The following is a 24,253-nucleotide window of genomic DNA, read 5'->3' on the forward strand; positions in this document are numbered from 1 at the left end:
GGTAAAGTATGAGTTACAATTCGTCAACATTGAAATGCGAAAAAAATTGAGTCTGGTTCAAAAACCTTATCTCACTAGCTCTCAATGTTTCAAAAGCGATAGTAAATTAACGTGTCATATATAAACTAAGTTGATAAAAATAGTCCATCATCGATAGGAGAAGAGCAAAATGAGTAACGATACAGTGGTAATTGTAAGTGCGAAACGCACCCCCTTAGGTGGATTCATGGGCGGGTTGTCGGCACTCAGTGCCTGTGATTTAGGAGCGAGTGCCATTCGCGCTGTGTTAGATGAAGCCGGGGCAAATAGGCCGGTAGTAGATGAAGTTATTATGGGCTGTGTTTTGCCAGCTGGCCTTGGCCAAGCCCCCGCACGTCAGGCGAGCATAAAAGCGGGTCTTCCTCTAGCAAGCGGTGCAATTACTCTTAATAAAGTATGTGGCTCTGGCATGAAAGCGGTGATGTTAGCCCACGACTTGATCAAAGCGGGCAGCGCTAAAGCCATTGTCGCTGGTGGTATGGAAAGCATGACTAACGCCCCTTATATATTGCCAAAAGGACGTCAAGGCTATCGTATGGGCCATGGTCAAATGCTGGATCACATGATGTTAGATGGACTTGAGAATGCTTATGATGGCAAAGCCATGGGGTGTTTTGCTCAATCCAAAGCTGATGAGGAAAATATCACTCGAGAGCAAATGGATGAGTTCGCGTTAAGTTCACTGACAAAAGCCAATGATGCTATTGCTAATGGATTATTTAAAGACGAAATAACGCCTGTTACCATCGCGTCTCGCAAAGGTGAGGTTGTGGTTGAAAATGATGAAGGGCCAGGTAATGCACGTCCAGAGAAAATACCTTCACTTCGCCCTGCATTTACGAAAGACGGCACAGTGACCGCCGCTAATTCAAGTTCTATATCTGATGGTGCAGCTGCGTTATTAGTCATGAGTGAGTCAGAGGCTAAAGCGCAAGGCTACTCACCGTTGGCTCGTATTGTTGGGCATAGTTCAAATGCTATAGAACCAGAAAACTTTACTGTGGCACCAGTAGGCGCAATGGAAAAGCTATTCGCCCAAACCGGTTGGTCAAAAGATGACGTTGATTTATTTGAGATTAACGAAGCTTTTGCCATGGTGACTATGCTCGGTATGAGTAAACTGGATATTGATCCCGCTAAAGTTAACGTAAAAGGTGGAGCATGCGCTTTAGGTCATCCCATTGGCGCATCAGGTGCACGTATTATCGTGACTTTATTACATGCTATGAAGCAACGTGATTTGAAAAAAGGCGTTGCTGCTATTTGCATCGGTGGCGGTGAAGCAACCGCAATTGCATTTGAAATGCTCACCTAACGTAGCATAGCGGTTAATTAAACAGATGGCGTATCGGCGCCATCTTGTTATTGTGTTTTTCTTCCTGTAACGCTTTGTATAGTATCGTGATAAATTAGTTTTAATATCGAAAATATAACTGATTAAACCGTTATGTTATTTGGTGATCTTGCGCTATGGAAATCATATGAAATTTATACATCTCAGCGTTTTTGTTATTTTAAGCGGTTTATTAGGTGCATGCGCATACCATCCTTCGGCGCAAAAGAGTGCAAACGAAAAATTGGTTTTGGCGTCGGCCAAAGCGGATACAAGTAGGCTTAATAACGTCAGTTTTGAGCAAGTTTTAGCGCTTGAAACTAGTATGCTCGATGCTGGAACTGATCACAGCATGCAATTGGCATATGGCAATTCACCATTGCAATACGGCCGTTTGTACTTGCCAAAAGTGAGTGATGTAGACGGAGAACATAATAAAGCGCCGTTGGTTGTATTCATTCACGGAGGATGTTGGTTGAATGCTTATAATATTGATCATAGCGCTGCATTTAGCCAATCATTAGCGCAACAAGGTTTTGCGGTTTGGTCGCTTGAGTATCGGCGTACTGGAGATATTGGGGGAGGTTGGCCGGGTAGCCTCAATGATGTACTCAAAGGCGTGAGTTTTACCCAATCATTTAAAGATTTTCCTATTGATTTGAAAAATATTGTGCTCGTTGGCCATTCTGCCGGCGGACACCTAGCTTTATTAGCGAGCTCACCCGAAAGAAATTTATTTAAGGGTGATGAACGGGTTAAAGGCGTGATTGGGCTGGCAGCAATTGTTGATGTCGTTAACTATTCTAAAGGACAAAACAGTTGTCAAACTGCCACATCTGCTTTTTTCGGTGGAGACGCCGATCAAAAACAAAATGCCTATCGGTTAGGCTCGCCTTTGTCTTACCCTTTGCTTGGAAATACCCTTTTATTACAAGGTGATGCCGATACTATCGTAGATATAGAACAGGCAAGTAGCAGTGGTTTGACCTATCAAGTTGTGGCCGGCGCAGGGCATTTTGATTGGATCCATCCGCAGACTAATGCGTATCAAATATTTTTATCTGCTTTAGTAAGTCGAGTCAATAATCCATGAAAGCTGTAAATTATGAACAAGTAGAACAATGGGATTTAGACGATCCACTGGCATCCAAGCGCCTAGCTTTTTCGTTGCCTGATAACATAGTTTACCTAGACGGTAACTCTTTAGGAGCCATGCCCAGTGGTGCAAAGTTACGCGCTAACGCCGTGCTGGACGAGCAATGGGGTAATGATTTAATCACCAGTTGGAACAAGCATCACTGGATAGATCTACCGCTAACCGTGGGGGGAAAAATAGCTCCGCTCATTGGTGCTGCACCGGGTCAAGTAGTGTGTTGTGATTCTACCTCTATCAACTTATTTAAAGTGCTCAGTAGTGCGCTTGAATTACAAAAATCACGTTCAGTGGTTTTGTCTTTAGCGGGTAATTTTCCAACTGATCTATATATGGTTGAAGGCTTAGCTTCAGTGTTGGGCGAAGATGCATGTCGCTTGCAGCTTGTTGATGAGAGCGCACTAGAAAAAGCGTTAAATGTCGACGTTGCGGTATTGATGCTCACCCAAGTCGATTTTCGGTCGGGGCGATTGTTAAATATGCAGCACTTGACTCAGTTAGCTCATGAATATGGTATTTTGGTTATATGGGATTTAGCCCATAGTGCTGGCGCATTGCCAATCGAATTAGACGCTTGTGAAGTTGATTTTGCTGTGGGTTGTGGTTACAAATATTTGAATGGTGGGCCAGGTGCGCCTGCTTTTTTGTACGTGGCACAGCGTCACCAAAAAAATGTGACTCAGCCCCTTAAAGGGTGGATGGGTCATAAACATCCATTTGCATTTTCTACAGGCTACGAAGATGCAGGCGACATCAGCCAGTTTCTATGCGGTACGCCAAATGTGATATCCATGAGTATTTTAGATGCGGCTCTAGATGTGTTTACGGATGTCAGTATGTATTCATTACGTGAAAAATCAGTGGCACTTAGCGAACTATTTATTACTCTGGTAGAAGGCAAGTCAAGTTTGAGCGAGTTATATTTGGTGTCACCAAGGGATGCTAATTTAAGAGGAAGTCAACTTGCCTTTCGTCACGAACATGCTCATGCAATCTGCCAAGCATTAATTCAACATGGGGTAATTGCTGATTTTCGCGCGCCAGACATTTTGCGCTTTGGATTTACGCCGCTGTATTTGCGTTATCACGATATATTGAAAAGTACCGATATATTAGCCAATATAATTAGTCAAAAAATTTATCAACATCCTCAGTTCAATCTTCAACAAAAAGTAACGTGAATCGATTCTATGCAAGTTTTGCGATTTAGCTCAGCTTCCACGGTGACGTTGCGTTAGGCAATATCATCTAATAGCTCGCGGATTTTAGTATAACGATTTTCTTGCTCATCGTTTAATACGGCGCTTTCAACAGTTTTAACGCAGCGTTGAATGGTCTTTTTATACGCTTCGTCACAGTGTAGTTGCTTGATAGTGAGGACTTGTAATAAATTCAATGCGATGGCTGAATTTTTAGGCATTAAGGTAAATGCATCAACGAAAGTGTGGAACGCGCTATCTATATCACCTTCTTGAAAACGCTGAACGCCTGAATTATTTAGCTCTTTTGAACTCAGTTTGATACGGCCCTTTTCAACTTTTTCTTGCTCTATGTAGTGTAAGAAAATTCCACTACTTTGGTCATTTTCGTCACAACGACGAGCTATCTCAAGCAGTATTTCCTGACTGCGTGCATGTAAGCCAATTTCGTGGAATGCTTTAGCTTTATCGAGTAATGCTTCTATAGATTCGTTTTCCCAATTTTCATCATCTAATTGTCCAAGTAGCGACTTAGCATTATCTTTTTCATCTGCCAAATACAACATCCGAGCACTGATCACATTGATTTGATCTTGCATATCGGCCTTCGGAAATGCCTGGCGGAGTTGACGAATATATTCATTCGCTTGTTTAACAAGGGCTGCAGTTTGTTCTTCGTCCGCGGTCATGGCGTAATCAATACCCGCTCTAGCGACATTTAAATAATGTTCTGGCATGTCATGAATGGAGTTTTTGGCAAACTTTACGATTTTTTTTGCCGCTTCAAACTGGATATGATAATCATGTGTGATGCGCGAAAGATCTAATGCTGTTTTATGCCGTCTAATGTTCCTTGGTGATATTTCCGAAGCCATTAGAACGCATTCTAATGCGGTATCAAAGTCACCTTGTTTGATTTGTAAAGACATCAGCAAGTCATATGCAGCAAGCTGAGACTCGGGCTTAAAAGCGAGACGTAGAACGAGTTTCTCTGCCGCTTCATCTTCATTCAAAAAAAGATGGGTTTTGACTAAACCCAATTGTGCCCAAGTAAATTTTTGTACGTTCAATATGGCTTGATAAAAGACCTTTGCTTGAGAGTATTGCCCACAAGCTTGTAAAATTTCACCTTTTATCTTTAAAGCCAGTGGAAAAAACTCGGAGTGTTTGGGTTCGCTTAAAAATATTTCTATTTCAGACAACGCTTTGGGGAACTGTTTTTTTTCTATGCACCAATAAATATTTTGTAACGCTCGTTTACGACTTAGTATCCGAGTAAGACGGCGATCTAATTCTTTAACGGTAAACGGCTTCGCAAGGAAGTCATCAGGTTGCAGTTCGACAATACTTTGTACTAAATCGGCTGTGGTATCTGCACTAATAAAAACAAATGCAGTACTGGGAGGTAACTCCCCATTACGATTAATTTCATCGTAAAAGTAATAACCATCTTGCTCGTGTTTGAGGTTATAAGAACACACGATAAGGTCATAGCGTTGATGACGTATCTTATTAAGGGCAAGATTTACCTTGTCCACATAGGTAATGTCACTAAAACCTAGCTCTTCCAGAGAATATTTCATGTATCCCTTCGCGAGAACCTGATCGTCAACGATCAGTACTTTGGTTTCTTTAGCAATCAGTGGGTTCATGTGAACAACTCAAAATGTTGATTATTAAAGGTTATCGTATTTTTACATAGAATTATAAGTACAAATCATAATCTTGAGAGAAATTTTATATAGTTAGCTTACATCGTTTATAAAAATTAACAAAGTGAGTGCAATGAGGACGGTAGCTAGAGCAGAATCGTAAGATAAATTTATGGCGTTTTAGCTTGGGCAAAATGAGCCAAGTTGTTCATCAAGGATATAATGCAGACTAGGATTTTTGTGAAAAACGATGCTGATTGCAGAATATCCAATGCGAATAAAATTATTTTAGATTAAATAAAAAAGAGAATATAACAAGAACTGGTGGTCGCTACATGGCTTGAACCACGTCGCCTAGGCTTTTGTAAAGAGCGGCGATGCTCTCCCAACTGAGCTAAGCGACCATATATGGAAATGTTAAATGGTCTGGAGAAAAACCCACTGTCGGCGGATATTGCCTATTCTTATGGCTTACATTTAGTCAGAACCAAACAAATCGAGCAAGCCGTTGAATATTTTATGAGTGCCATGTTGTTAGATACCTCAAATGCGCAATTGGCTTATACTTATGTACTGGCCATGGATGGGAACAATCAATCTCAGGCCGCTTTATCAGAATTGAAAAGGCTAATTCCCCAGTATAAACAACAACAGCAGCTTGTTGAATTAGGTATGTATTTATCACAAAAGCTGAATTCAAGAGTCAGTTTCCAAAGGTTTTTGAAACAGCTGAATAATCATTAAACCATTATGATCATCAGTATCGATGATTAAGTGGGGATAGTTAGAGAAGCGCTAGGAAAAGGGAATAACTCAAAACACCATTTTTATGTTGTTCTCGTATCAAGGGACTTTTTTGATTACGTATGTCGCTAAGAGTCGCTAGCCTGACTTGTGGATTATTCAGACCAGTAGAGCTTAATTCATCAGCATCAACCCGCTGGCGAATATGATCCCTGTGACCAGAAAAATAACCACGGTATAGCCCATTATTGCCCGCAGGTGCAGACCCGCTATAGCCAATAATGGAATGGTCCAAAACGGTTGGATCATATTTGTCCATTGGTCCCCATAGGCGACTGCTAAAACAATTTTTGCGTGTTCGACACCTAGTTGGTTAGCAGCGTCAATAAATATTGGCCCCTGTACCGCCCATTGCCCACCACCTGATGGAATGAAAATGTTGACCAGTCCAGCCGAAAAAAAGGCGGCGAGGCTTAATGTCTCGGCGGTAGCGATTGAGACAAAGCCGTCTGAAATTACGTTGACTAACCCTGTGCCGATCATCATTCCCAAAATACCTGCATAGAAAGGGTACTGCAGAATAATAGGGCCGACTGTTTTACTGGCGCTTTCTATCAATCGCACATAGTGCAGTGGCGAGCGTGCTAGCAATAAGCCCGCGCCGACGAATGACCAATTGACTATGTCGAGGGTTAAAAAGAAACCTTGCTTATAAAAACTATAAGCTATGTAAGCCAGCAATGAGGCTCCGAGTGCACTGGAGAGTAGTCGCATCGCCTCCAGCTTTTGCGCTGGTGTATCGTGATTTGGTTCTGATAATAATGAATTTTCATCTTGCTTAAGCAAAGAGATATCAATTTCTACGATTTCTTTGTCGTGTGGCCTCATCATTGGGCACAGAAATGTCACTGCTAACAACGTAATCACGGCGAGAATACCGTTCTCGATAGTAAATATGGTTTCGGTTATTGGCAGTATGCCCATTGTACTTTCTAGTGAATGTCCGGGGGTTGCTACAAACAGAGCCGCTGATGCTGAGTAACCCATGTGCCAAATGACAAATCCGCCGTAGGCTGAGGCTACCAGTAAAGGGTAGTGGACACGCACTCCACGCTTTTGGCATTCTATGGCAACCTGTCTTGCAACCATGGCTCCGACAATTAACCCCAGTGACCAAGCGATTAGAGAGCCGACGCCAGCACTAAATACGACCAATGCGTAAGCGGCAAAGCCGCTCTTGGGAAGGGAGCCAATAGTGCGTAACAATCTTTGCACCTGATCAGTATGAGCCAGTGCATGTGCTGCCAGTAAGGTAATGCTCAACTGCGCCGTAAAAGCAAGTAACATGGGTAGACCATTCCCCCAAGCTGTGAGCGCTGAAGCGGGGGGGGGCATCAGTAAATATTAATGCGCAGAAAAAAGTGAGCCCAGTCATTAGTATTGCAAAGATGAAAGGGTCAGGATAGTAGCGTTCTGCAAATAGAGTGAAGGGGTTAATTAGCCATAGTGGGATCTTCATACTACTGGATGCCTCTTATTAAGTCGTTTTCAGTCGACGGCGATAGCTAGTATTGCGTGAGTATATAGATAACAATAACTATATTAGTGCCTAATAGGATCTTTGGCGATCCTATTAGGCGAGGGCATTACGGAGACCTAGTCTGCAAACTGACGAATAATGGCGCCTAGTGTTTCTTTGGCATCGCCAAATATCATATGAGTATTTGGTTTAAAAAACAGCGGGTTGTCAATTCCTGCAAAACCCGATGCCATACCACGTTTAAGTACAAACACGTTTTTGGCCAGATCTGCATTAATTACCGGCATACCGTAAATCGGGCTGCCTTTCATTTCCCGAGCTGCTGGGTTAACCACATCATTTGCGCCAATGACCATAGCCACATCGAAGTTCTCTATACGTTTGTTGATGTCATCCATCTCAAATAAATGTTCGTAGGAGACATCTGCTTCAGCCAATAGCACATTCATATGCCCAGGCATACGGCCAGCTACTGGGTGGATGGCGTAGGCGACTTCTGCACCATTTTCTTCAAGTATGGTTTGTAGTTCTTTCATTGCGTGTTGCGCCTGAGCTACCGCCATACCGTATCCAGGGATCACCACTACAGATTGAGCGGCTTCGAGCACGTAGTACGCGTCGTCAGCTGACATGGCTTTCACTTCACCTTCGATCACCATATCTGAACTTGTGACTGGCATAAAACCGGAGAAAAGCACATTGCTTAGGGACCGGTTCATAGCTTTACACATAATGTTGGTGAGTATAATACCACTGGCCCCTACTAATGAACCCGCTACGATCAACAAGTTGTTTTGTAGGGCAAAACCGGCAGCACAAGCAGCCAGACCTGAATAACTGTTAAGCAAAGAGATAACCACGGGCATGTCTGCACCACCAATAGGCAAGACTAACATCACACCAAATAGTAAGGTCAAACCCAAAGCGATATACAGAACCATATCGGGCTCAAGTGCTGTTTCGGGACGAGCCACAAACAGATAACCTATGCCAATAATGGCCAGTACGATCAACACATTAACTATTACCTGGCCAGTGAAAGTAATCCCTCGGCCGGGAATGCGTTCACTGAGTTTGGCCCAAGCGATTAAACTGCCTGAAAAGGTTACGCAACCGATAAGTAGCGCTAGAAAGGTTACAAGCAAGACAAAAGTAGATAGCGCTACGCCAATTTGAATCGTTGCCCAGGCGACAAACACACTGCCTAAGCCCCCAACGCCGTTTAGTAAAGAAACCATCTCTGGCATATCGGTCATGGCTACCAAGCGCGCGGCAAAAAATCCTACGACAGCTCCAGCTAACATGGCAATGGCAATCCATTGAAAGGTCACTATGCTGTTGTCCAAAAGAGTGACTACTATCGCTAGCAGCATACCCAATGATGAAAGTAAATTCCCTCTGCGAGCCGTACCCGGATGTCCGAGCAATTTCAAACCAAAAATAAACATGGCTGCACAAAGTATATAGGTAAAATTAATTAATAAATCTGTATTCGAAGTTGCGTCTAACATCATATTCACCTATTTCTTTTTCTTGAACATGGCAAGCATACGATCTGTGACCATATAGCCACCTACAACATTGATGGTCGCCAAAAAAACCGCAAAAGCACCCAAATACATTGAATATTGACCTAGGGACTCATTACCCGCCAAGGCCAATGCTCCAACCACTGTGATCCCGGAAATCGCATTGGCTCCTGACATCAACGGTGTATGCAAGGTTGCTGGTACTTTGTGGATCAGCTCAAAACCAATAAAAATTGACAGTAATAAAATAAATAACAGATATACGCCTTCCATTAGGCCACCCCATTTTTGTTTGATTGTTGTTTTTGCGAGTCGTAAAAATCACTGATCATGGTATTCACCACTTTTCCTTGATAGGTAATAATGCAGCCAGACTGCACTTCATCTTCAATATCTAAGGCAAAAAGGTTGTCGTCTTTTGACCAAAACTCACTGATCAGGTTATATAGATTGCTGGCGTACATTTGGCTAGCATGTTTGGCTACACCGTTCGCCCAAGCTCCTGTGCCAATTATATTGACGCCGTGAATGCTGACAGTTTCCCCGGATACACTGCCTTGAACGTTACCGCCACTTTCAGCTGCCATGTCCACAATTACGCTACCTGGGCGCATCAAAGCAATCGTTTGTGTATCAATTAGTACCGGAGGTTTGCGTCCAAATAACTGAGCTGTAGTAATCACGATATCTGAATCGGCGATGCATTTAGCTTGTTCTCTTTGCTGAATGGCCATTTGCTCTGGGGTAAGTGCCTGAGCATAACCTTGGCCAGTTTCACCTGTTTGGCCTAAATCGATATCCAGGAATTTGCCTCCCAGTGAACGTACCTGTTCGGCTACCACTGTCCGAGTATCAAAAGCGGTAACACTGGCACCTAAACGTTTAGCGGTCGCAATCGCTTGCAAACCTGCTACGCCAGCACCAATAATAAACACTTTAGCGGGTTTCAATGTGCCCGCAGGTGTCATCATCATAGGTAGTACACTGGGTAAGGTATTGACGGCTTGCATGACCATCACATAACCCGCCAGACTGGCTTGAGAACTTAATGCATCCATTTTCTGACAACGGCTGATACGGGGAATCATTTCCATACTAATGCTGGTTACACCTTTGGCACATAGCGTGTCTACAAAACCTGGTTCATTAAAGGGGTCAAGATAACTAACAATCAAGGCGTCCGACTTGATTTCGTTAACGTCCTGGGCGCTAAGTTTATGTAAACTCAATACAATGTCACCTTGTTGCAAAAGTTCACTACGGTTAGCTACAACTTTAGCGCCCGCTTCTACAAACTGTTCATCAGATATATTAATGTGTTGGCCTAGGCCTGCTTCAATCAGCACATCTGCGCCGAGTAATTTGTAAGCTTTAACGTTGATTGGCAAAAGTGCACAACGTTTTTCGCCCGATTTCATTTCCGCTGGAAATACAATAATAGCCATAGGCCCTCCAAGTTTTTTACAATTTGACTTATAACAGTGCGCAAACTAAGCATTGTTTTGAGCTAAATGATGTGTTCAACATTTTTCACACACCCCAGTTAAGTGACTTGTGTCATTTAGCCTTTTTTGGGTTCGTACTAATTCGGGTTTTGACAGCCAAAGTATGAATGCAGTCTGAGGCTGTTTTAGAACATCGAGGTGTCAAGATGTTCTGTTGTATTTTTTGCTAATGCACTAAAGAGTCATACCTCCATCAACAACAAGCTGATGTCCAGTGATGTACGCTGCTAGTGGCGAAGCCAGAAAAACTACAGCGCCTGCTATATCATTCGGTGTGGCGAAGCGGGGAATAGGGTTGGTTTTCCCAAATTGCTCCTGCTGTTCGGCACTTGACTGATTAACTGTCAACTTTGTGGATACCATGCCCGGAGCAACGCTGTTAACGCGAATACCTTTGCGCCCCCATTTCATGGCTAAAGATTTGCCCAATTGCACCAGACCGGCCTTACTTGCGCTATATGCAGGATTGTTAAAAGCAGGGCGGATAGCCACAACCGAGTCCAGATTTATGATATTGCCTGAGCTGGCTTCCAATAAAGGATAAAATTCCGTGCACAACTGCATCGCGCCAGTCAGGTTGATGTTTATAATTTTCTCAAAACCTGCTCGTTCAAACTCTTGTTTTTTCCATAATACCGAGCCGACGCAATTAACCAGTACATCTACTTGCTTGAAATTAGATGCAAATTTCGCAATGGCTTTCTCGTCTTGCAGATCAAGCTGATAGTAATCCATACCGCTAAAGTCGTTATCGTAATTTTCGACAGTTCTGGTGCCGGTAATGCTTACTTTAGCGCCCAATGTAAGGAACATAGTTGCGATACCATAGCCGATACCGTCAGAGGCACCACAAACAACCACATGCTTATTGGCAAAGTTAAGTTTATCGAGAGGACTAGTCATTTGTTTCTCCATCAATGTATAAATGCTATTTATTAGGGGGTAAACATCGCGTTTAAGATCCCGTCTTCAAGTACGTCAAATAATCTACTGGCATTTCAGTAAATGACTAAGATTGCTCGATTAACTTATGTGCACGCTCTAGTAATCTAAGTGTTGTTCCATGTAGCATTTCAGCGACATTTTTTGGTGCTTTTCCAGCACAGTATCTAACGTAAGTTCCTTCAAGAATGATGGCCAATTTAAAGCAGCCTAATACTCCGTACCAAGAAATATTCCGAAGATCACGTATAGAATTCTCACCGTAGTGTTTGATTAATTCTTCTATGCTAGGGAAGCCATTTATATCCAGTCCACCCAATGGCAGCGTTTCTTTACCATCTGGCTCTGGCCACGTTGCCATTATCCACCCCAGATCAATTAGGGGATCACCAATTGTGGCAAGTTCCCAATCAATGAGAGCTGCGATTTCGGGGCTGTCATTGGCAAACATGACATTACCTATGTGTGCATCACCATGAATAATGCCGGGTATAAATGTGTCTGGGCAATTATTTTCTAGCCATTTTGCAATAACATCGATGCCTACTGTTTTATCCAGCCCTGGCCAAGCCTCAACTTTTGCGTAAGATTCTAATTGCGCTAACCAGCGTGGTACTTGACGCTTAAGGTAGCCATCGGGTTTACCAAAACTTTCCAAGCCGACGGCTTTGTAATCGACTGCTCCTAGTTTGGCCAGTGATTCTATATAAGACAGTCCCATCCTGTGCTTTACTTTGCTATTTGAGTGATGGAATTCAGGCAGTCCATTGATCGCATTAAAACCGATTATGGGTTTCATCAGATAAAAACTAGCGCCTAGAACATCAGTCTCTGGACACGAGGCGATAAAACCAGGGTGTGGCACATCCGATCCAGCCAGGGCCGCGAGTACCTGCGCTTCACGCTGCATGGTTTTATTTGAATTGTCACGGCCATGAATGGGCGGGCGACGCAACACATAAGAGGTGTTACCTCTTTCGAACTGCATAAGAATATTCTGCGTGCCGCCAGTCAAAAGCCGTGCATTTTTAAGCTCGCCCTGTTCTAGTCCTTGCGTATCCATCCAATCTGATAGTGCATTTAAATCTATTAGTTCTTGAACTGTAGGCAAAATTTCTCTCCGCTGTGTTTGTCCAGATAAGGTATGATCTTGTCTGTTTCCAAATTTAGATATAGGAATATATTTCTATTGTAATACAATGAGTCAATATAACAAGCGGGAGTTTGCTTAAGGAAATTATTATTGATAATGCAATGTTATTATCATTCCTATTATAAGTATGATTGTTATCGAATAGTTCCACTCTCGTTTTTAGTAGAGCTAATAAATACATTACAAATTTTAGGCCGTTAGTTTGTTGGCATACGTTGAGACCTAGGTTGAATTCGTTTTTATTTATCAGAACTCAATGCGCCGTCAACATCACAGGAAGTGAGTGCGGCGCCATTGTTATGTGAGTGATTTAACCAATGAAGTATTGACTACAATGGGAGTTCATTGAGACTTTATTTGTAACGTTAAGGCTCTTCGCTATAGCGTTGGATTATTTGTTTACCTAAGGCCATCTGGTGTACTTGATCAGGGCCATCTGCTTGGCGGCACCAACGGGCGTAATTGAATGCTTCTGCCATGCAAAAGTCTTCAGTAAGACCTCCTGCACCGTGCATCTGCATACAACGGTCGATGAGATTCTGTACCAATAAAGGCACTGTGGTTTTGCTCGCAGCGATTAAGTCCAACGAATTTAGAGGACCCACTTTATCCATCTTGTCACATGTTTTAAGCACCAGTAAACGCGCCATTTCTATTTCAGCAAAACATTTAGAAATGTCTTCTCTTATTGATTGATGTTTACTGAGTGGTCGGCCGAATGTAGTACGTGATACAGCACGTTTACAGGCTAATTCAAGCGAGCGTTGTGCTGCACCTATTAAGCGCATGCAGTGATGTATACGGCCAGGTCCAAGACGACCTTGAGCTATTTCAAAACCACGTCCTTCGCCAAGTAGAATATTGCCAATAGGTACACGCACATTAGTAAAGTGTACCTCTGCATGTCCTAACGGGGCATCATCGTATCCTAGGGTAGTTAGCGGACGGACAATTTCTACTCCTTGTGTGTTTTTGGGTACTAAAACCTGGGTTTGTTGCTTATGCCTGTTAGGATTTTCTGGATCGGATTTACCCATAACAATAAAAATTTGTGTTCGCTCGTACATCGCATTGGTAATAAACCACTTACGACCATTTAATACCCATTCATCACCTTCACGTTCGATGCTGAGTTCAACGTTGGTGGCGTCAGAACAGGCATTTTGAGGCTCTGTCATGCAGTAACAAGAGCGAATTTCGCCAGCTAAAAGTGGCGTAAGCCATTGCTTTTGCTGTTCTTCGTTCGCGTACTTCATGAATACTTCCATGTTCCCTGTATCGGGAGCATTACAGTTAAATACTTCGGGAGCCCAGATAACGCGGCCCATTATCTCTGCCAGTGGTGCGTAATCGAAATTACTTAGTCCGTCGTGGTCGCAAAATTGAGAGAGGCTAGGGGGGATAAATAAGTTCCATAGACCCGCTTCTTTCGCTTTTATTTTTAACTCATCCATTAGCGGGATTGCCGCAAAACGATTATCTGCATTATGCAGGTACTCAGCGTAGGCTTTTTCGTTAGGATAAATATGTTCATCCATAAAAGCGCTAAGCTTTTCCTGAAGTTGTTGCGATTTTTGTCCAAATTCAAACATGTTCCATCTCCAATGAGTTGCTGTGTTACAGCCTGAGGCTGTTATATTGCAAATTGTATTACAATACTACATGAATTGAAATCTACAATATCACGACACCTGAGCCGACAATCAGGTTATTGAAGTTGTTTGGCTAGAATTATCTCGATGTGAATTCGCCTAAGTTACCCTGAAAAATAAAAGGATTGCTATCACCGTTTATAACAGCTCGCCTGACTAGTCTCATAACTAACAAGTAGTTTCTCGCTTCACGCACTGAATATAGGTCATATTCGAAAAAGGCCACGCTACTGTAATCATTGAAATATCCTTGTCAGGAAGCGAATAATATTCACCAGCCAAGTTTATTCGAATAGAAAGGTTTTTTAGGCGCTGCAGGAATATCGCTACTCGATATTATTCTTTTGGGCTGCATGGAAGTACCTGATGCTGATGATTAAAAAGCATCAGGGTCTTTTCACTTTCTGTTTTCTTTAGTGGCAGTTGGTGAGTAAGCAGACAGGTCTTTTCTTAATTGTGACGTTAGCTCACTTGCGCTTTCGCCGGCGCTAAAGATATATCTATCGGGGCGAACAAGCACATTTTTAATGTCATTTTTGGTGAAGAAATCAAACAACTTGCCATCGAAATCTCTGAAATCCTTGCCAATGATGAAGGTTTTACCACCAAGCACATCGGTAAACCAAGTTATATCTTCTGCAGCTTCGCCGCTATCAGCCTGAATCTGAATAAGAGTAAACCCGTTGCCAGTGACTTCGTCTAACAAAACCCGTTTGCCTTCATGGGTCAAAACATGAGGTTGGATCATCAAGTGTCCTGACAACGTATGATCACCGATAAATCCTTTAATATACGGAAATCGATGGCTGGTCTTGCTAGCTTTTTCCACCATCGCTTTTGGAAAAATGCGTCCTAAGAAAAATACACAACTACGCTTAAACTGATCTAATTTCGACGTTGTACTGATCAGCTCGCCGCTGTTTGCAGCTTGTTCAATTACTTGCCTACAGTTTTCCCAACGTTCTTCTTCATAGGTGTTGAGGAAGGTGTCGTTGGCTAAGCCGCGAAATATCAAATCAAGCTTGAAGGCGAGATTGGCGGAGTCACGGACGCCCATATTCAGTCCTTGCCCTGAGAAAGGGGGGGTACGGTGCGCTGCGTCACCCGCGACAAAAACACGGCCTTTACGCCAAGCCTCAGGCATCCCCGCGTAGAAGTTATAAGGAGCGATGCGTTGAAACTCAATCGAACTGATGTCAATGTATTCTGAAATCAGTTTTCTCGCATCGTCTTCGTTGAATGTTTTTGCGATTTCTTCGGTGACTTCACAATCGAAGCGTAGATGATTATGAAATCCTTTCACATAGACAATAGCTGAGTCAGGCCCGCACCTATATTCCCCTTGAGGAAGGATCGAATGCCACAAGGCATCGTCATGAACAGTAATGTCGATTACGATCCATTTGCGGCTGTAGTTCATATCAATACGCTTTGCGCCAATATACTGTCTGCAAAGACTTTGTCCACCGTCTGCACCGATTATATATTGACCAGTGAACTCGGAAATCTCGTTTGTGTCGATATTGCGAGCCTTCAACTTGGCTAAATTTCTTGTGCCGTCGACATCGGAAACCTCGTACCCTAAAAAGGCATCGACGCCTTCGTCTAATTTGAAGTCATCTCGAAGAAGTCGCTCTAACCCAGGTTGATGTATCATCATACCCATGGGGGGATAGCCGTATTGTCCTTCAACAAGGTCGTAATTTAGTGTCAACAGATGTTCTCTATTGGAATCCACAATTAAATGCCGAGTTGCGTGGCGTGCGTCATTCTTCTCAAGACGCTCCTCGATACCCAGCTCCTGATAAATACGGCAGCTTTCTGAATCTAGCATCATTGCGCGAGGTACTTTAAATACCTCCTTATCGCGATCAAAGATAGCAACTGAATATCCTCTTATACGGAGTAAGTTAGCCAATGTTGCTCCGGCCGGACCACAGCCAACGATAAGAACGTCATAGTTTTTCATTTTGCTTCTCCTCTACTAAACATAATGTAATAATCAATTAAATTACCAAGTGGAAATTTTATAGTTTCATGAGGTTAAATTAATAATAACCACTTGTAAATATAAAATTACAAGATGTAAAAATTAAATTGAGAGTAAAAATGCACGTTACCGAAAAATCAGCAGCAAAGAAAAAACAAGGCAGAGCACGGGGCAGACCTAAGGGCGAAGATCCATCGGTTCCTACTGATGAGTCCTACTTAAGAACTGCGCTGGATGCATTTGCAGAATTAGGGTTTGAAGGCGTATCAGTTCGTGATCTATCAAAGTACATGGGTGTTAGTCATACACTTATCCACAGCAAATTTGGCACCAAGGAAGAGTTGTGGAAACTTGCAATTGCTCATGGCTTCGGGGACATGGAAGCGCAAATTATTAGTACTCTTGATGAACAACAGATAGAACACGATCCCGTTGAAGGGCTGCGTAAATTGCTAGTCGAGTTGCTTCTTTCGATAGCGCGTATTCCTAGTATTTTAAAAATCATGAATTACGAAGGGGCAAGAGGCGGATTAAGATTCGACTATATTAAAGAGTATTTTTTGAATCATAGTTTCCCACCAATCCAAGCGATTTTTGAACGCTGCATCAAAGAGGGGAGATTGAAAAAGACGGCTCCGAGCTTCCTGTTCATCCTCGTCGCTCATGGTGGAGGAGCTATGTTCGCTCTCGAGCCGCTTGCTGAAGCGTTAAAATTACCAGTGCCCAAAACGATAGATTTGATACATGCACGGGCACTTGAAATTGCGGACTTTGCGATTAATGGGCTACGTATTATCGATTAGGCATATATACCCATACCGCTCCGCTGAAACGTGCATTTTGAGGTGGTATGGGTATTCACCCATGATCCAACGATTTTATCCCACAAGCTATTAGCCATTTATTGGTGTTAGCTTGTGGGTAAATAAACCAATTTGAATTCGGAAAAATTTAAAGTATTTGTCCAAGTAGCTGCCCTGAAACGATCCATAGGTATGCTGTTAAACACAGTGTGCCGATTACTGGCAGCGCGATACTCCATCGGGCTTTTATCTTGATCAGCACTATTATAATAAATACGCCCATAGCGATAAGGAACCATGCTGCCTGCAGAAAATAAGCACTGAATGACCGATAACAGCCACTACCTGAACGGCAGCCAGAATTGTAGTAGAAACTTTACGACGACGAATAAGAATATAGGTTAGTACAGAAAATAACATGGCTCCCAAAGCTAATAAGGCATTTGCGATTGAGGTGATTTTCTTTATTACTGGGGAAGCAGTATAGATCACACCCTCGCGCTCCTCATAAGCCTTATTCTCAGCAATTAGTTCAGCGAGCTTATCTTGCTCAAATAGGACGAGATTGTTCTGTTTATAAGGGGCGTTTGTGATATTGAAAAGCTCCCATCGTCCGGTTCCCATGGGGATGGGCATCTTGAGGATTTTGAAGTGGTCTTTGAAGTAGGCCTGAGTTCCGTGTAGCTCATAACCTACACCCGGAGCGGATCGTGATCCGTCTTTTTCTCCAGCCAGTAATGGTGTCAGAGAGTGTCCTTGCATGGATTGGGAGTAGGTCTGAAAAGTGGCTGCCGCCACCTGGCACAAAGATAAAGGTATCCTGGAAAACACGTGAATGGGGGCTTTGATGATCCTCAAAACCTAGGTGCCATTTTCCGCTCATGTAGGTGTGATAACCTTCATCATCTAATACTTCTGCCGTGGTTACCACGCGGTTACTCAGATATCCCTCGTATCCCGGTTGCCCAAGGTGACCTGAAAAAATGATCTGTGCGCCTAATCCCCCCGTATGGTTATCGGTACCTGTTAGTAATAAGAGCGAGTAGGTGCGCAAGTAGACAGTGTGTGGAAGTTAGTAAGTCGAATCCCCTGCGCTGCGATGGCATCAATTGTAGGCGTTGGTATTTCACCACCAAATGCGCCTACATCGGTGTAGCCCATGTCATCTGCAACAATGACAAGTATATTGGGCCGAGCTTTTTTGGCTCAGTAGAGCTGTCTACAGCCTGTGCAGGCATGGTGAATAAACATAGAAGAACAGTAGTCAATAATAAAAAACATGGATTTCATTTCTGTTGATGATCGTCCTGATGGGTATACAATTTGCGTATAGATAACAGATAGATTAGTAATATGGCAAAATTCGAAATAGGTATTACAATGTTACAATGGTGTCGTTATGGCAAGGTAACAACCTAATCTGTTTTCACAAATGATGATGTGAGTCTACTGAGGGGGATTAAATGACTTGTCGATAAAGAAGTATCTTTTGATAGTCTCATATTAGCTGTAAGATACTGTAATACAATATTAAAAATGCTGGAATTGGTTTTAGGCAGCATTGGCCAGAACTGGCTCTACATTATTTCAGGAGAAAATTTTGATGATAGAAAATCAAAAAATCGGTTCACTCAAACGTGCTACAGCCTATCAAATGGCTGAAGAAGCATTACGTGAGAGAATAATGGATGGAACGTTGGCTCCTGGAGACTTACTTCCTGTCGAGCATGATCTTGCAGAGCAATTGGGTGTAACGCGCCCTACAGTGCGTGAAGCTTTGCGTAAACTAGAAAGTTCAGGTCTAGTTGTACGAGGACCACGCAGAAGAATGATGGTGTCAGCACCTTGTGCGAGTATTTCTTCTACCGCCATGCAGCAAGCTATTGTACTACATGGTATTTCTTATCGAGAACTTTGCGAAGTTAATTTAATGCTCGAACCCGCCGGTGCAGCGCTCGCGGCTAAGAGAATTAGCGCAGAACTGTTGCAAAAAATCGAGGTTAACCTTGAGCAAACTGCAGCTTCCATTGATACGCCCTTAGAGCTTGTTAAAGCAGATATCGAATTTCATGATCTTATTGCTGAGGCAACAGGTAATCATGCGCTTTTATTGGCAAGAGCGCCTATTAGCGATTTCCTGTTTCCTGCTTATGGTGTTGTAGTGGCATCATTGGGGCCGGGCAAACGACTTCTTGAAGCACATACGAAAATTTTTAATGCATTAAAGGAAGGCAATGCAGAGGTTGCACGAGAATGGATGGGTAAGCATATTACTGACTTTCTTCGTGGTTGTGAGATGTCTGGTATATCACTTGATGAACCTATTCGTGAGGTGAATCTCGAAATGGATATTTCTAAATTTGAGCGCCCCCGTAGCTAAATTCTATCTTACTAAATATTTACCCATTGAACTCCTGTTCAGTGGGTTTAACTAATCCGCGAATTAAATAGCGACCTCTGCTCAACTCTATTGTATTTATTTAATTTTATAGTCTCCCTGTTAAAGTAATTGATTAAATTTTCATTTTAATCGGTAAATTGTCAGATAAATTAGAGATCGTAGACAACTCGTATAGTTAAATTGATGTCACATCTCTCAAGTCATTGTATTACAATGTTACAAATGTTAACGTTAGGTTAGTGTTTAAGTCTTTAAGATGGCATCAGTAAAAGCATGAGTAAAAACGCAGATATATTATCAAATCAAGGCGATGCTGCTTTTGAATGGCAGCTTCCCGATCATTTCAACTTTGCCGTGGATGTAGTGGACAAATGGGCTTCAGATCCGCAACGTTTGGCGTTAATTGCAGTCAATGAGGCCGGTGACGAACAACAATTGAGTTACGCCGATATCGCTCGCAAGAGTTGCCAAGTAGCTAATTTTCTGCTGACAAGTGGCGTGACGAAAGGTGACAGAGTGATAGTGATGTTACCGCGTATAGCCGAGTGGCAGATTACTATGGTAGCGATTCTGCGCATGGGCGCGATTCCGATCCCTTGTATTACTATGCTGACTGAAAAAGATTTGACTTACCGAGCTAAACATTCTGGTGCTATTGGCATTGTCACTCTCAGTGGACAGTGTAGCAAGTTCGACAATATTAGCTGCTTGAGTACGCGCATTTGTGTTGGAGAGGCCCCCAAAGGCTGGACTAGCTTTGCTGAGGCCGAGCAGCATATCGAGACCTTTGCACCGGTGAAAGTTAATATTAACGATCCAGCGATTATTTATTACACATCTGGCTCTACTGGCAATCCCAAAGGAGTAACCCACGCTTCTCGTTCGCTGTGGGCGTGGAGAAATTCGGCACAGCATTGGCTCGATCTCGGGTCTTCCGACCGCATTTGGTGTACAGCTGATACAGGTTGGTCTAAAGCGGGGACTAGTATTCTCTTTGGCCCCTGGAGCCGGGGCGCAGCCGTATTATTTTATGACGGACCGTTTGACCCTTCTAAACGTTTTGGTTTACTGGCAGAGCATAAAATTACTTGTTTTTGTGCTGCGGCGACAGAGTTGCGACAACTTGTGCTTGAAGATGCTTCAGAACATGATTTATCAAACCTGCGTCAAACAGTGTCTGCTGGTGAATCAGTCAATCCTGAGATCCTTAAACGCTGGCGAGCCATAACAGATACCGATGTGTTGGATGGTTACGGACAGACTGAGACGTTGATGACTGTGACTAATCGTCCAGGTCGAGAGATTAAGGCGGGTTCGATGGGGCGCGCTTTACCAGGCATCGAAATCGCAGTGCGCACTTCAGAGGGGGAGAGCGAAATATTAGGAGCTGCAGGAGAATTGTTAATTGGTTTACCTAATCCGCAAGTCATGTTGGGCTACTGGGAAGATCCAGATAGAACCCAGAGCACACGGGTTTGCATTAATGGTAAGGACTGGTTTGCTACTGGGGACAATGTGGAAATCGACGCTGACGGCTATGTATTTTTTACTGGCAGAGCAGACGATATTATCAATTCTTCGGGTTATCGTATTGGTCCTCAGGAAGTTGAAAATGCACTGGCAGGTCATGCCTGTGTTAAAGAGTGCGCAGTAGTGGGTATTCCTGACGAGGTTAGGGGCGAACTTGTTAAAGCTTGGATAGTGCTCAAAAGTGGTTTTACAGTATCTGCTGAATTAACCAAAGAGCTGCAAGATTACACTAAGGCAACCACAGCTCCTTATAAATATCCTCGTAGTATTGAGTATATAGATGAACTTCCCAAAACAGTTACCGGAAAAATACGCCGTAACCTATTAAGAAAGCGCGGATAGCGCACAATAAAATGAATTTTCCGGAGTGTAGTGATGATTAAATCCAGCCATTATGATTTTCTTGATCAGAAGCGCGTAATTTACGGCCGTAATTTCGCAGAAGCTGTGGCTGAAGAAATCACAGAGCGAAATGCTAACCGGGTGTTGGTAGTGTCTTCAAAGACATTACACCGAAAGCTAAATGTTACAGCACCACTTAAGGAAACCCTAGGCGATCGCCTACTTGAAATATTTGATGACATCGAACCACATGCGCCGTTAGAAAAAGTGCTCGAATTGACTAGTGTGCTGCTGCGGATCAAGCCCGATGTCATTGTGTCTATCGGCGGCGGTAGTGTAATAGATACTGTTAAAGTTGCTGCGTTGGCTTATGCTCAGGGCGCGCAAACTGTACAGGACATTGCGGCACTACGTGTCACGATCAACGACGCTGGGCAACAGGTTTCGCCTGTTAATCCAGACAACATTGTACGTCAAATCGCAGTGCCCACCACGCTTTCCGGTGCGGAATTTGGCACTATCGGCGGCGCTGTGGACACGGTTCGAAACGTTAAGGATATCTATACTCACCCGCAGATGTGCTCACAGGTTATTGTTTATGATGCCGAGTTATGCCGACTGACTCCGAATGATCTCTGGGTGGCTACAGCCATGAGGGCAGTAGATCACGCTGTTGAAACAATACTTTCCCCGCTGGCGACGCCCTATACCGATGGTCCAGCATTGCACGCATTGAAGTTGTTTGGACGCTCGCTGCAAGCTGGGGATCAGGTGAAAATGAGCTTGGGATCCATACAAGAATGTCATTTTGCGGTATGGGCGGCCACTATCGGTTTAATGCGCACTCCCTATGGTGCAAGCCATGGGATCGGCCATCAAGTTGGTGCGATAGCCGGGGTACAGCATGGTCTTTGTTCGTGCGTATTGCTACCGTCTGTTTTACGTTACAACGCAACCGCCGCTGGCGAGCGTGACACTTGGATTGCTGAAGCTTTGGGGTGCAAAGATCTTAGTGCTTCGGATGCGGTGCGTAATTTAATCCGGCGTTTGGGTTTGCCTGATAGTTTGAGTAAGGCAGGGGTAAAACGCGAACAACTTCCTATTATTGCGTCTGCTGCATTGGGCAGTTTTTTTGTCAGAAACAACCTACAGCCTATTACTGAAGCTTCGCAAATTATGGAGATATTAGATATGGCTTGGGAGAGTTAAATATATAACAAAATCACCTAAAGATACGTGTTTTCTGCGGATTGACCCTAAAGGGATTTATGCTGTGTTGGCCATTTTTGATTTAGAGCCCGTTTGTTGTAACTAAGGAGCTTACAAATAGCTTCCTAGCCTAAAATAACTTTAAATCAGTGCTTAAATATGAACGTTGAGGTGACTGAGTACACATCACATTAGTCTGGTATATGTGCGTTAGGATTATCGAGTGAAAGTAATTTACAGCTCGACGATGCTCTCTGCATTGCTACCCAGAAATTACCAATTCGTTGGTGTTAAAAATTCGATTAAAAAAGTATTACTTTGGGAGAAGTGACATGAATTTACCAGGTCAGAGCAAACCTTGGCAGTTTATCTATGATGAAGCAGGGATCGAGGAAACGATCCCAGATGTATTGCCTTTTTCGGTTGGTGTCAGTCGTCATGCTATTGAACGACCAAATAGTCCTGCTCTTTGTTATTTAAACCAAAAAGTAAGTTATGGGATGCTTGACGCTCAAGCAAGTCAACTCGCCAATGCATTAGCAGGGTTAGGTATTTCTAAGGGAGATGTGATTGGCATACAAATGCCCAACATCCCTCAGTATGCCGTCGTCTTGGTAGCTGCAGCTAAAATGGGAGTGACTATTACCAATGTATCTCCTTTGTTGGCACCTCCAGAGCTGATCCATCAAATTAAAGATGCCAATATCGGTACCTTAATAAGCCTTGATGCCTTTACTCCGCTGATACAAGCGATATCCGGGCAGGTTAAAGGTATTCTCAGTCGAGTAATTGTTACTGGTGCTATGGACTCTATTAATATTCCAGAGGCTCCAAAAGCGCCAATAATAGAGGGTGTTCAGGCTTACAATTATTCTAGTTTACTTGCCAAGCAAAGCACTCATTTTGAGCAGGTAGTTGTATCTGCCGATGACATTGCGCTTTTACAATATACCGGTGGTACCACAGGCAAGCCCAAGGGAGCGATGCTCACATACGGCGGTTTAGCGTGGGTGGCAGAAAACTCTTATATTTATGGCAAAGTAGTAGCAGGAGAAAATTACTCTGCATCGCCATTTCCAATGTTCCATATTGCGGGTGCTTCTGGTGTTATGGCGGTACTTCGATTTGGTGGTACGAGTTTATTGCTGCCAGACCCTCGGGATATTGATCATTTTGTTGATAAGTTAATCGCAAATCCTCCTACAGGTTTTGGTGCGGTTCCTGCGATCTATCAAGTATTAGTGAATCACCCTAAAGCTGATCAAATAGACTTTTCTAGACTGATATTAGCAATATCTGGTGCCGCGCCACTGACTGGTAATGATCGAAAAAAAGTAGAAGCTTGGCTTGGTAAGAACAAGCTAGCCGATTTTTTTGGTATGACAGAGACATCACCAAACTATATGTGTAATCCACCGAATCGTTCTAAGCCAACAACTGTAGGTATACCTTTACCAGGGGTTGACGTAAAGATTGTTGACTTGGAAACAGGTACAAAAGTGTTGCCGTTTGGTGAGGAGGGCGAAATTATTGTAAA

General features: G+C 43.2%; 19 protein-coding genes and 1 tRNA gene. 9 read left to right on the top strand and 11 right to left on the bottom strand.

Going from position 1 to position 24,253, the window contains the following annotated elements; genetic code table 11:
• Positions 1 to 169: 169 nt before the first annotated feature.
• The 3 genes from GQS54_RS15520 to kynU all read left to right on the top strand — a co-directional run bounded on the left by GQS54_RS15520 (position 170) and on the right by kynU (position 3,706).
• Positions 170 to 1,354, top strand: coding sequence for an acetyl-CoA C-acyltransferase (locus GQS54_RS15520; protein WP_166424881.1), 1,185 nt, complete (start codon positions 170 to 172; stop codon positions 1,352 to 1,354).
• A 166-nt stretch (positions 1,355 to 1,520) separates the two neighbouring features.
• Entirely contained in the window at positions 1,521 to 2,465 is a 945-nt protein-coding gene (locus GQS54_RS15525; RefSeq protein WP_166424882.1) for an alpha/beta hydrolase, read from the top strand.
• Complete coding sequence (kynU, locus tag GQS54_RS15530) at positions 2,462 to 3,706, top strand: kynureninase (protein ID WP_166424883.1); 1,245 nt, start codon at positions 2,462 to 2,464, stop codon at positions 3,704 to 3,706. Before GQS54_RS15525 ends, kynU begins: the two co-directional genes overlap by 4 nt.
• Positions 3,707 to 3,759: 53 nt before the next feature.
• Here kynU and GQS54_RS15535 read toward each other — a convergent pair whose 3' ends face one another.
• Both GQS54_RS15535 and GQS54_RS15540 read right to left on the bottom strand, forming a co-directional pair.
• Positions 3,760 to 5,376, bottom strand: a complete 1,617-nt coding sequence (locus tag GQS54_RS15535) for a response regulator (RefSeq protein ID WP_166424884.1) — start codon at positions 5,374 to 5,376, stop codon at positions 3,760 to 3,762.
• A 322-nt stretch (positions 5,377 to 5,698) separates the two neighbouring features.
• Positions 5,699 to 5,780 (bottom strand) — tRNA-Cys (locus GQS54_RS15540).
• Positions 5,781 to 5,784: 4 nt separating this feature from the next.
• Here GQS54_RS15540 and GQS54_RS15545 point away from each other — a divergent pair.
• Entirely contained in the window at positions 5,785 to 6,120 is a 336-nt protein-coding gene (locus GQS54_RS15545; RefSeq protein ID WP_166424885.1) for a hypothetical protein, read from the top strand.
• 174 nt (positions 6,121 to 6,294) lie between these two features.
• On the opposite strand, the gene GQS54_RS15550 is transcribed toward GQS54_RS15545, so the two are convergent.
• The 8 genes from GQS54_RS15550 to GQS54_RS15585 form a co-directional block, all read right to left on the bottom strand.
• Positions 6,295 to 7,515, bottom strand: coding sequence for a TIGR00366 family protein (locus GQS54_RS15550; RefSeq protein ID WP_277344142.1), 1,221 nt, complete (start codon positions 7,513 to 7,515; stop codon positions 6,295 to 6,297).
• Positions 7,516 to 7,776: 261 nt separating this feature from the next.
• A complete protein-coding gene (locus GQS54_RS15555) occupies positions 7,777 to 9,171 on the bottom strand; it encodes an NAD(P)(+) transhydrogenase (Re/Si-specific) subunit beta (protein WP_166424887.1) in 1,395 nt (464 codons plus the stop codon).
• A 9-nt stretch (positions 9,172 to 9,180) separates the two neighbouring features.
• Positions 9,181 to 9,462, bottom strand: coding sequence for an NAD(P) transhydrogenase subunit alpha (locus GQS54_RS15560; protein WP_166424888.1), 282 nt, complete (start codon positions 9,460 to 9,462; stop codon positions 9,181 to 9,183).
• Complete coding sequence (locus GQS54_RS15565; RefSeq protein WP_166424889.1) at positions 9,462 to 10,634, bottom strand: NAD(P) transhydrogenase subunit alpha; 1,173 nt, start codon at positions 10,632 to 10,634, stop codon at positions 9,462 to 9,464. Before GQS54_RS15565 ends, GQS54_RS15560 begins: the two co-directional genes overlap by 1 nt.
• A 234-nt stretch (positions 10,635 to 10,868) precedes the next feature.
• Positions 10,869 to 11,597 (bottom strand): SDR family oxidoreductase, encoded by a 729-nt coding sequence (locus GQS54_RS15570; protein WP_166424890.1) that lies wholly within the window; start codon positions 11,595 to 11,597, stop codon positions 10,869 to 10,871.
• A gap of 106 nt (positions 11,598 to 11,703) precedes the next feature.
• The gene (locus tag GQS54_RS15575; protein ID WP_205967781.1) at positions 11,704 to 12,747 is read right to left on the bottom strand and encodes a phosphotransferase family protein; all 1,044 of its coding nucleotides are present in this window, start codon (positions 12,745 to 12,747) and stop codon (positions 11,704 to 11,706) included.
• 407 nt (positions 12,748 to 13,154) lie between these two features.
• On the bottom strand, positions 13,155 to 14,381 hold the full coding sequence (locus GQS54_RS15580; protein ID WP_166424891.1) for an acyl-CoA dehydrogenase family protein: 1,227 nt from the start codon (positions 14,379 to 14,381) through the stop codon (positions 13,155 to 13,157).
• A 457-nt stretch (positions 14,382 to 14,838) separates the two neighbouring features.
• Positions 14,839 to 16,410 carry an FAD-dependent monooxygenase gene (locus tag GQS54_RS15585; RefSeq protein WP_166424892.1) on the bottom strand — a complete coding sequence of 524 codons (1,572 nt, stop codon included), beginning with the start codon at positions 16,408 to 16,410 and terminating at the stop codon, positions 14,839 to 14,841.
• A 140-nt stretch (positions 16,411 to 16,550) separates the two neighbouring features.
• Here GQS54_RS15585 and GQS54_RS15590 point away from each other — a divergent pair, with 140 nt between their 5' ends.
• Entirely contained in the window at positions 16,551 to 17,234 is a 684-nt protein-coding gene (locus GQS54_RS15590; RefSeq protein WP_166424893.1) for a TetR/AcrR family transcriptional regulator, read from the top strand.
• A 264-nt stretch (positions 17,235 to 17,498) separates the two neighbouring features.
• Here GQS54_RS15590 and GQS54_RS23535 read toward each other — a convergent pair whose 3' ends face one another.
• Positions 17,499 to 18,092, bottom strand: a complete 594-nt coding sequence (locus GQS54_RS23535) for a hypothetical protein (RefSeq protein ID WP_346766582.1) — start codon at positions 18,090 to 18,092, stop codon at positions 17,499 to 17,501.
• A 745-nt stretch (positions 18,093 to 18,837) separates the two neighbouring features.
• Here GQS54_RS23535 and GQS54_RS15605 point away from each other — a divergent pair.
• The 4 genes from GQS54_RS15605 to GQS54_RS15620 form a co-directional block, all read left to right on the top strand.
• Complete coding sequence (locus GQS54_RS15605) at positions 18,838 to 19,614, top strand: FadR/GntR family transcriptional regulator (RefSeq protein ID WP_240919971.1); 777 nt, start codon at positions 18,838 to 18,840, stop codon at positions 19,612 to 19,614.
• Positions 19,615 to 19,908: 294 nt separating this feature from the next.
• Entirely contained in the window at positions 19,909 to 21,507 is a 1,599-nt protein-coding gene (locus tag GQS54_RS15610) for an AMP-binding protein (protein ID WP_166424896.1), read from the top strand.
• Positions 21,508 to 21,540: 33 nt separating this feature from the next.
• On the top strand, positions 21,541 to 22,716 hold the full coding sequence (locus GQS54_RS15615) for an iron-containing alcohol dehydrogenase (RefSeq protein WP_166424897.1): 1,176 nt from the start codon (positions 21,541 to 21,543) through the stop codon (positions 22,714 to 22,716).
• Between the two features lie 332 nt (positions 22,717 to 23,048).
• Positions 23,049 to 24,253 (top strand): class I adenylate-forming enzyme family protein (locus GQS54_RS15620; RefSeq protein ID WP_166424898.1); only part of this gene is annotated, 1,205 nt, incomplete at its 3' end.

Origin of the sequence: Paraglaciecola sp. 20A4, from assembly GCF_011378905.1 — a bacterium.
Lineage (GTDB): Bacteria > Pseudomonadota > Gammaproteobacteria > Enterobacterales > Alteromonadaceae > Paraglaciecola.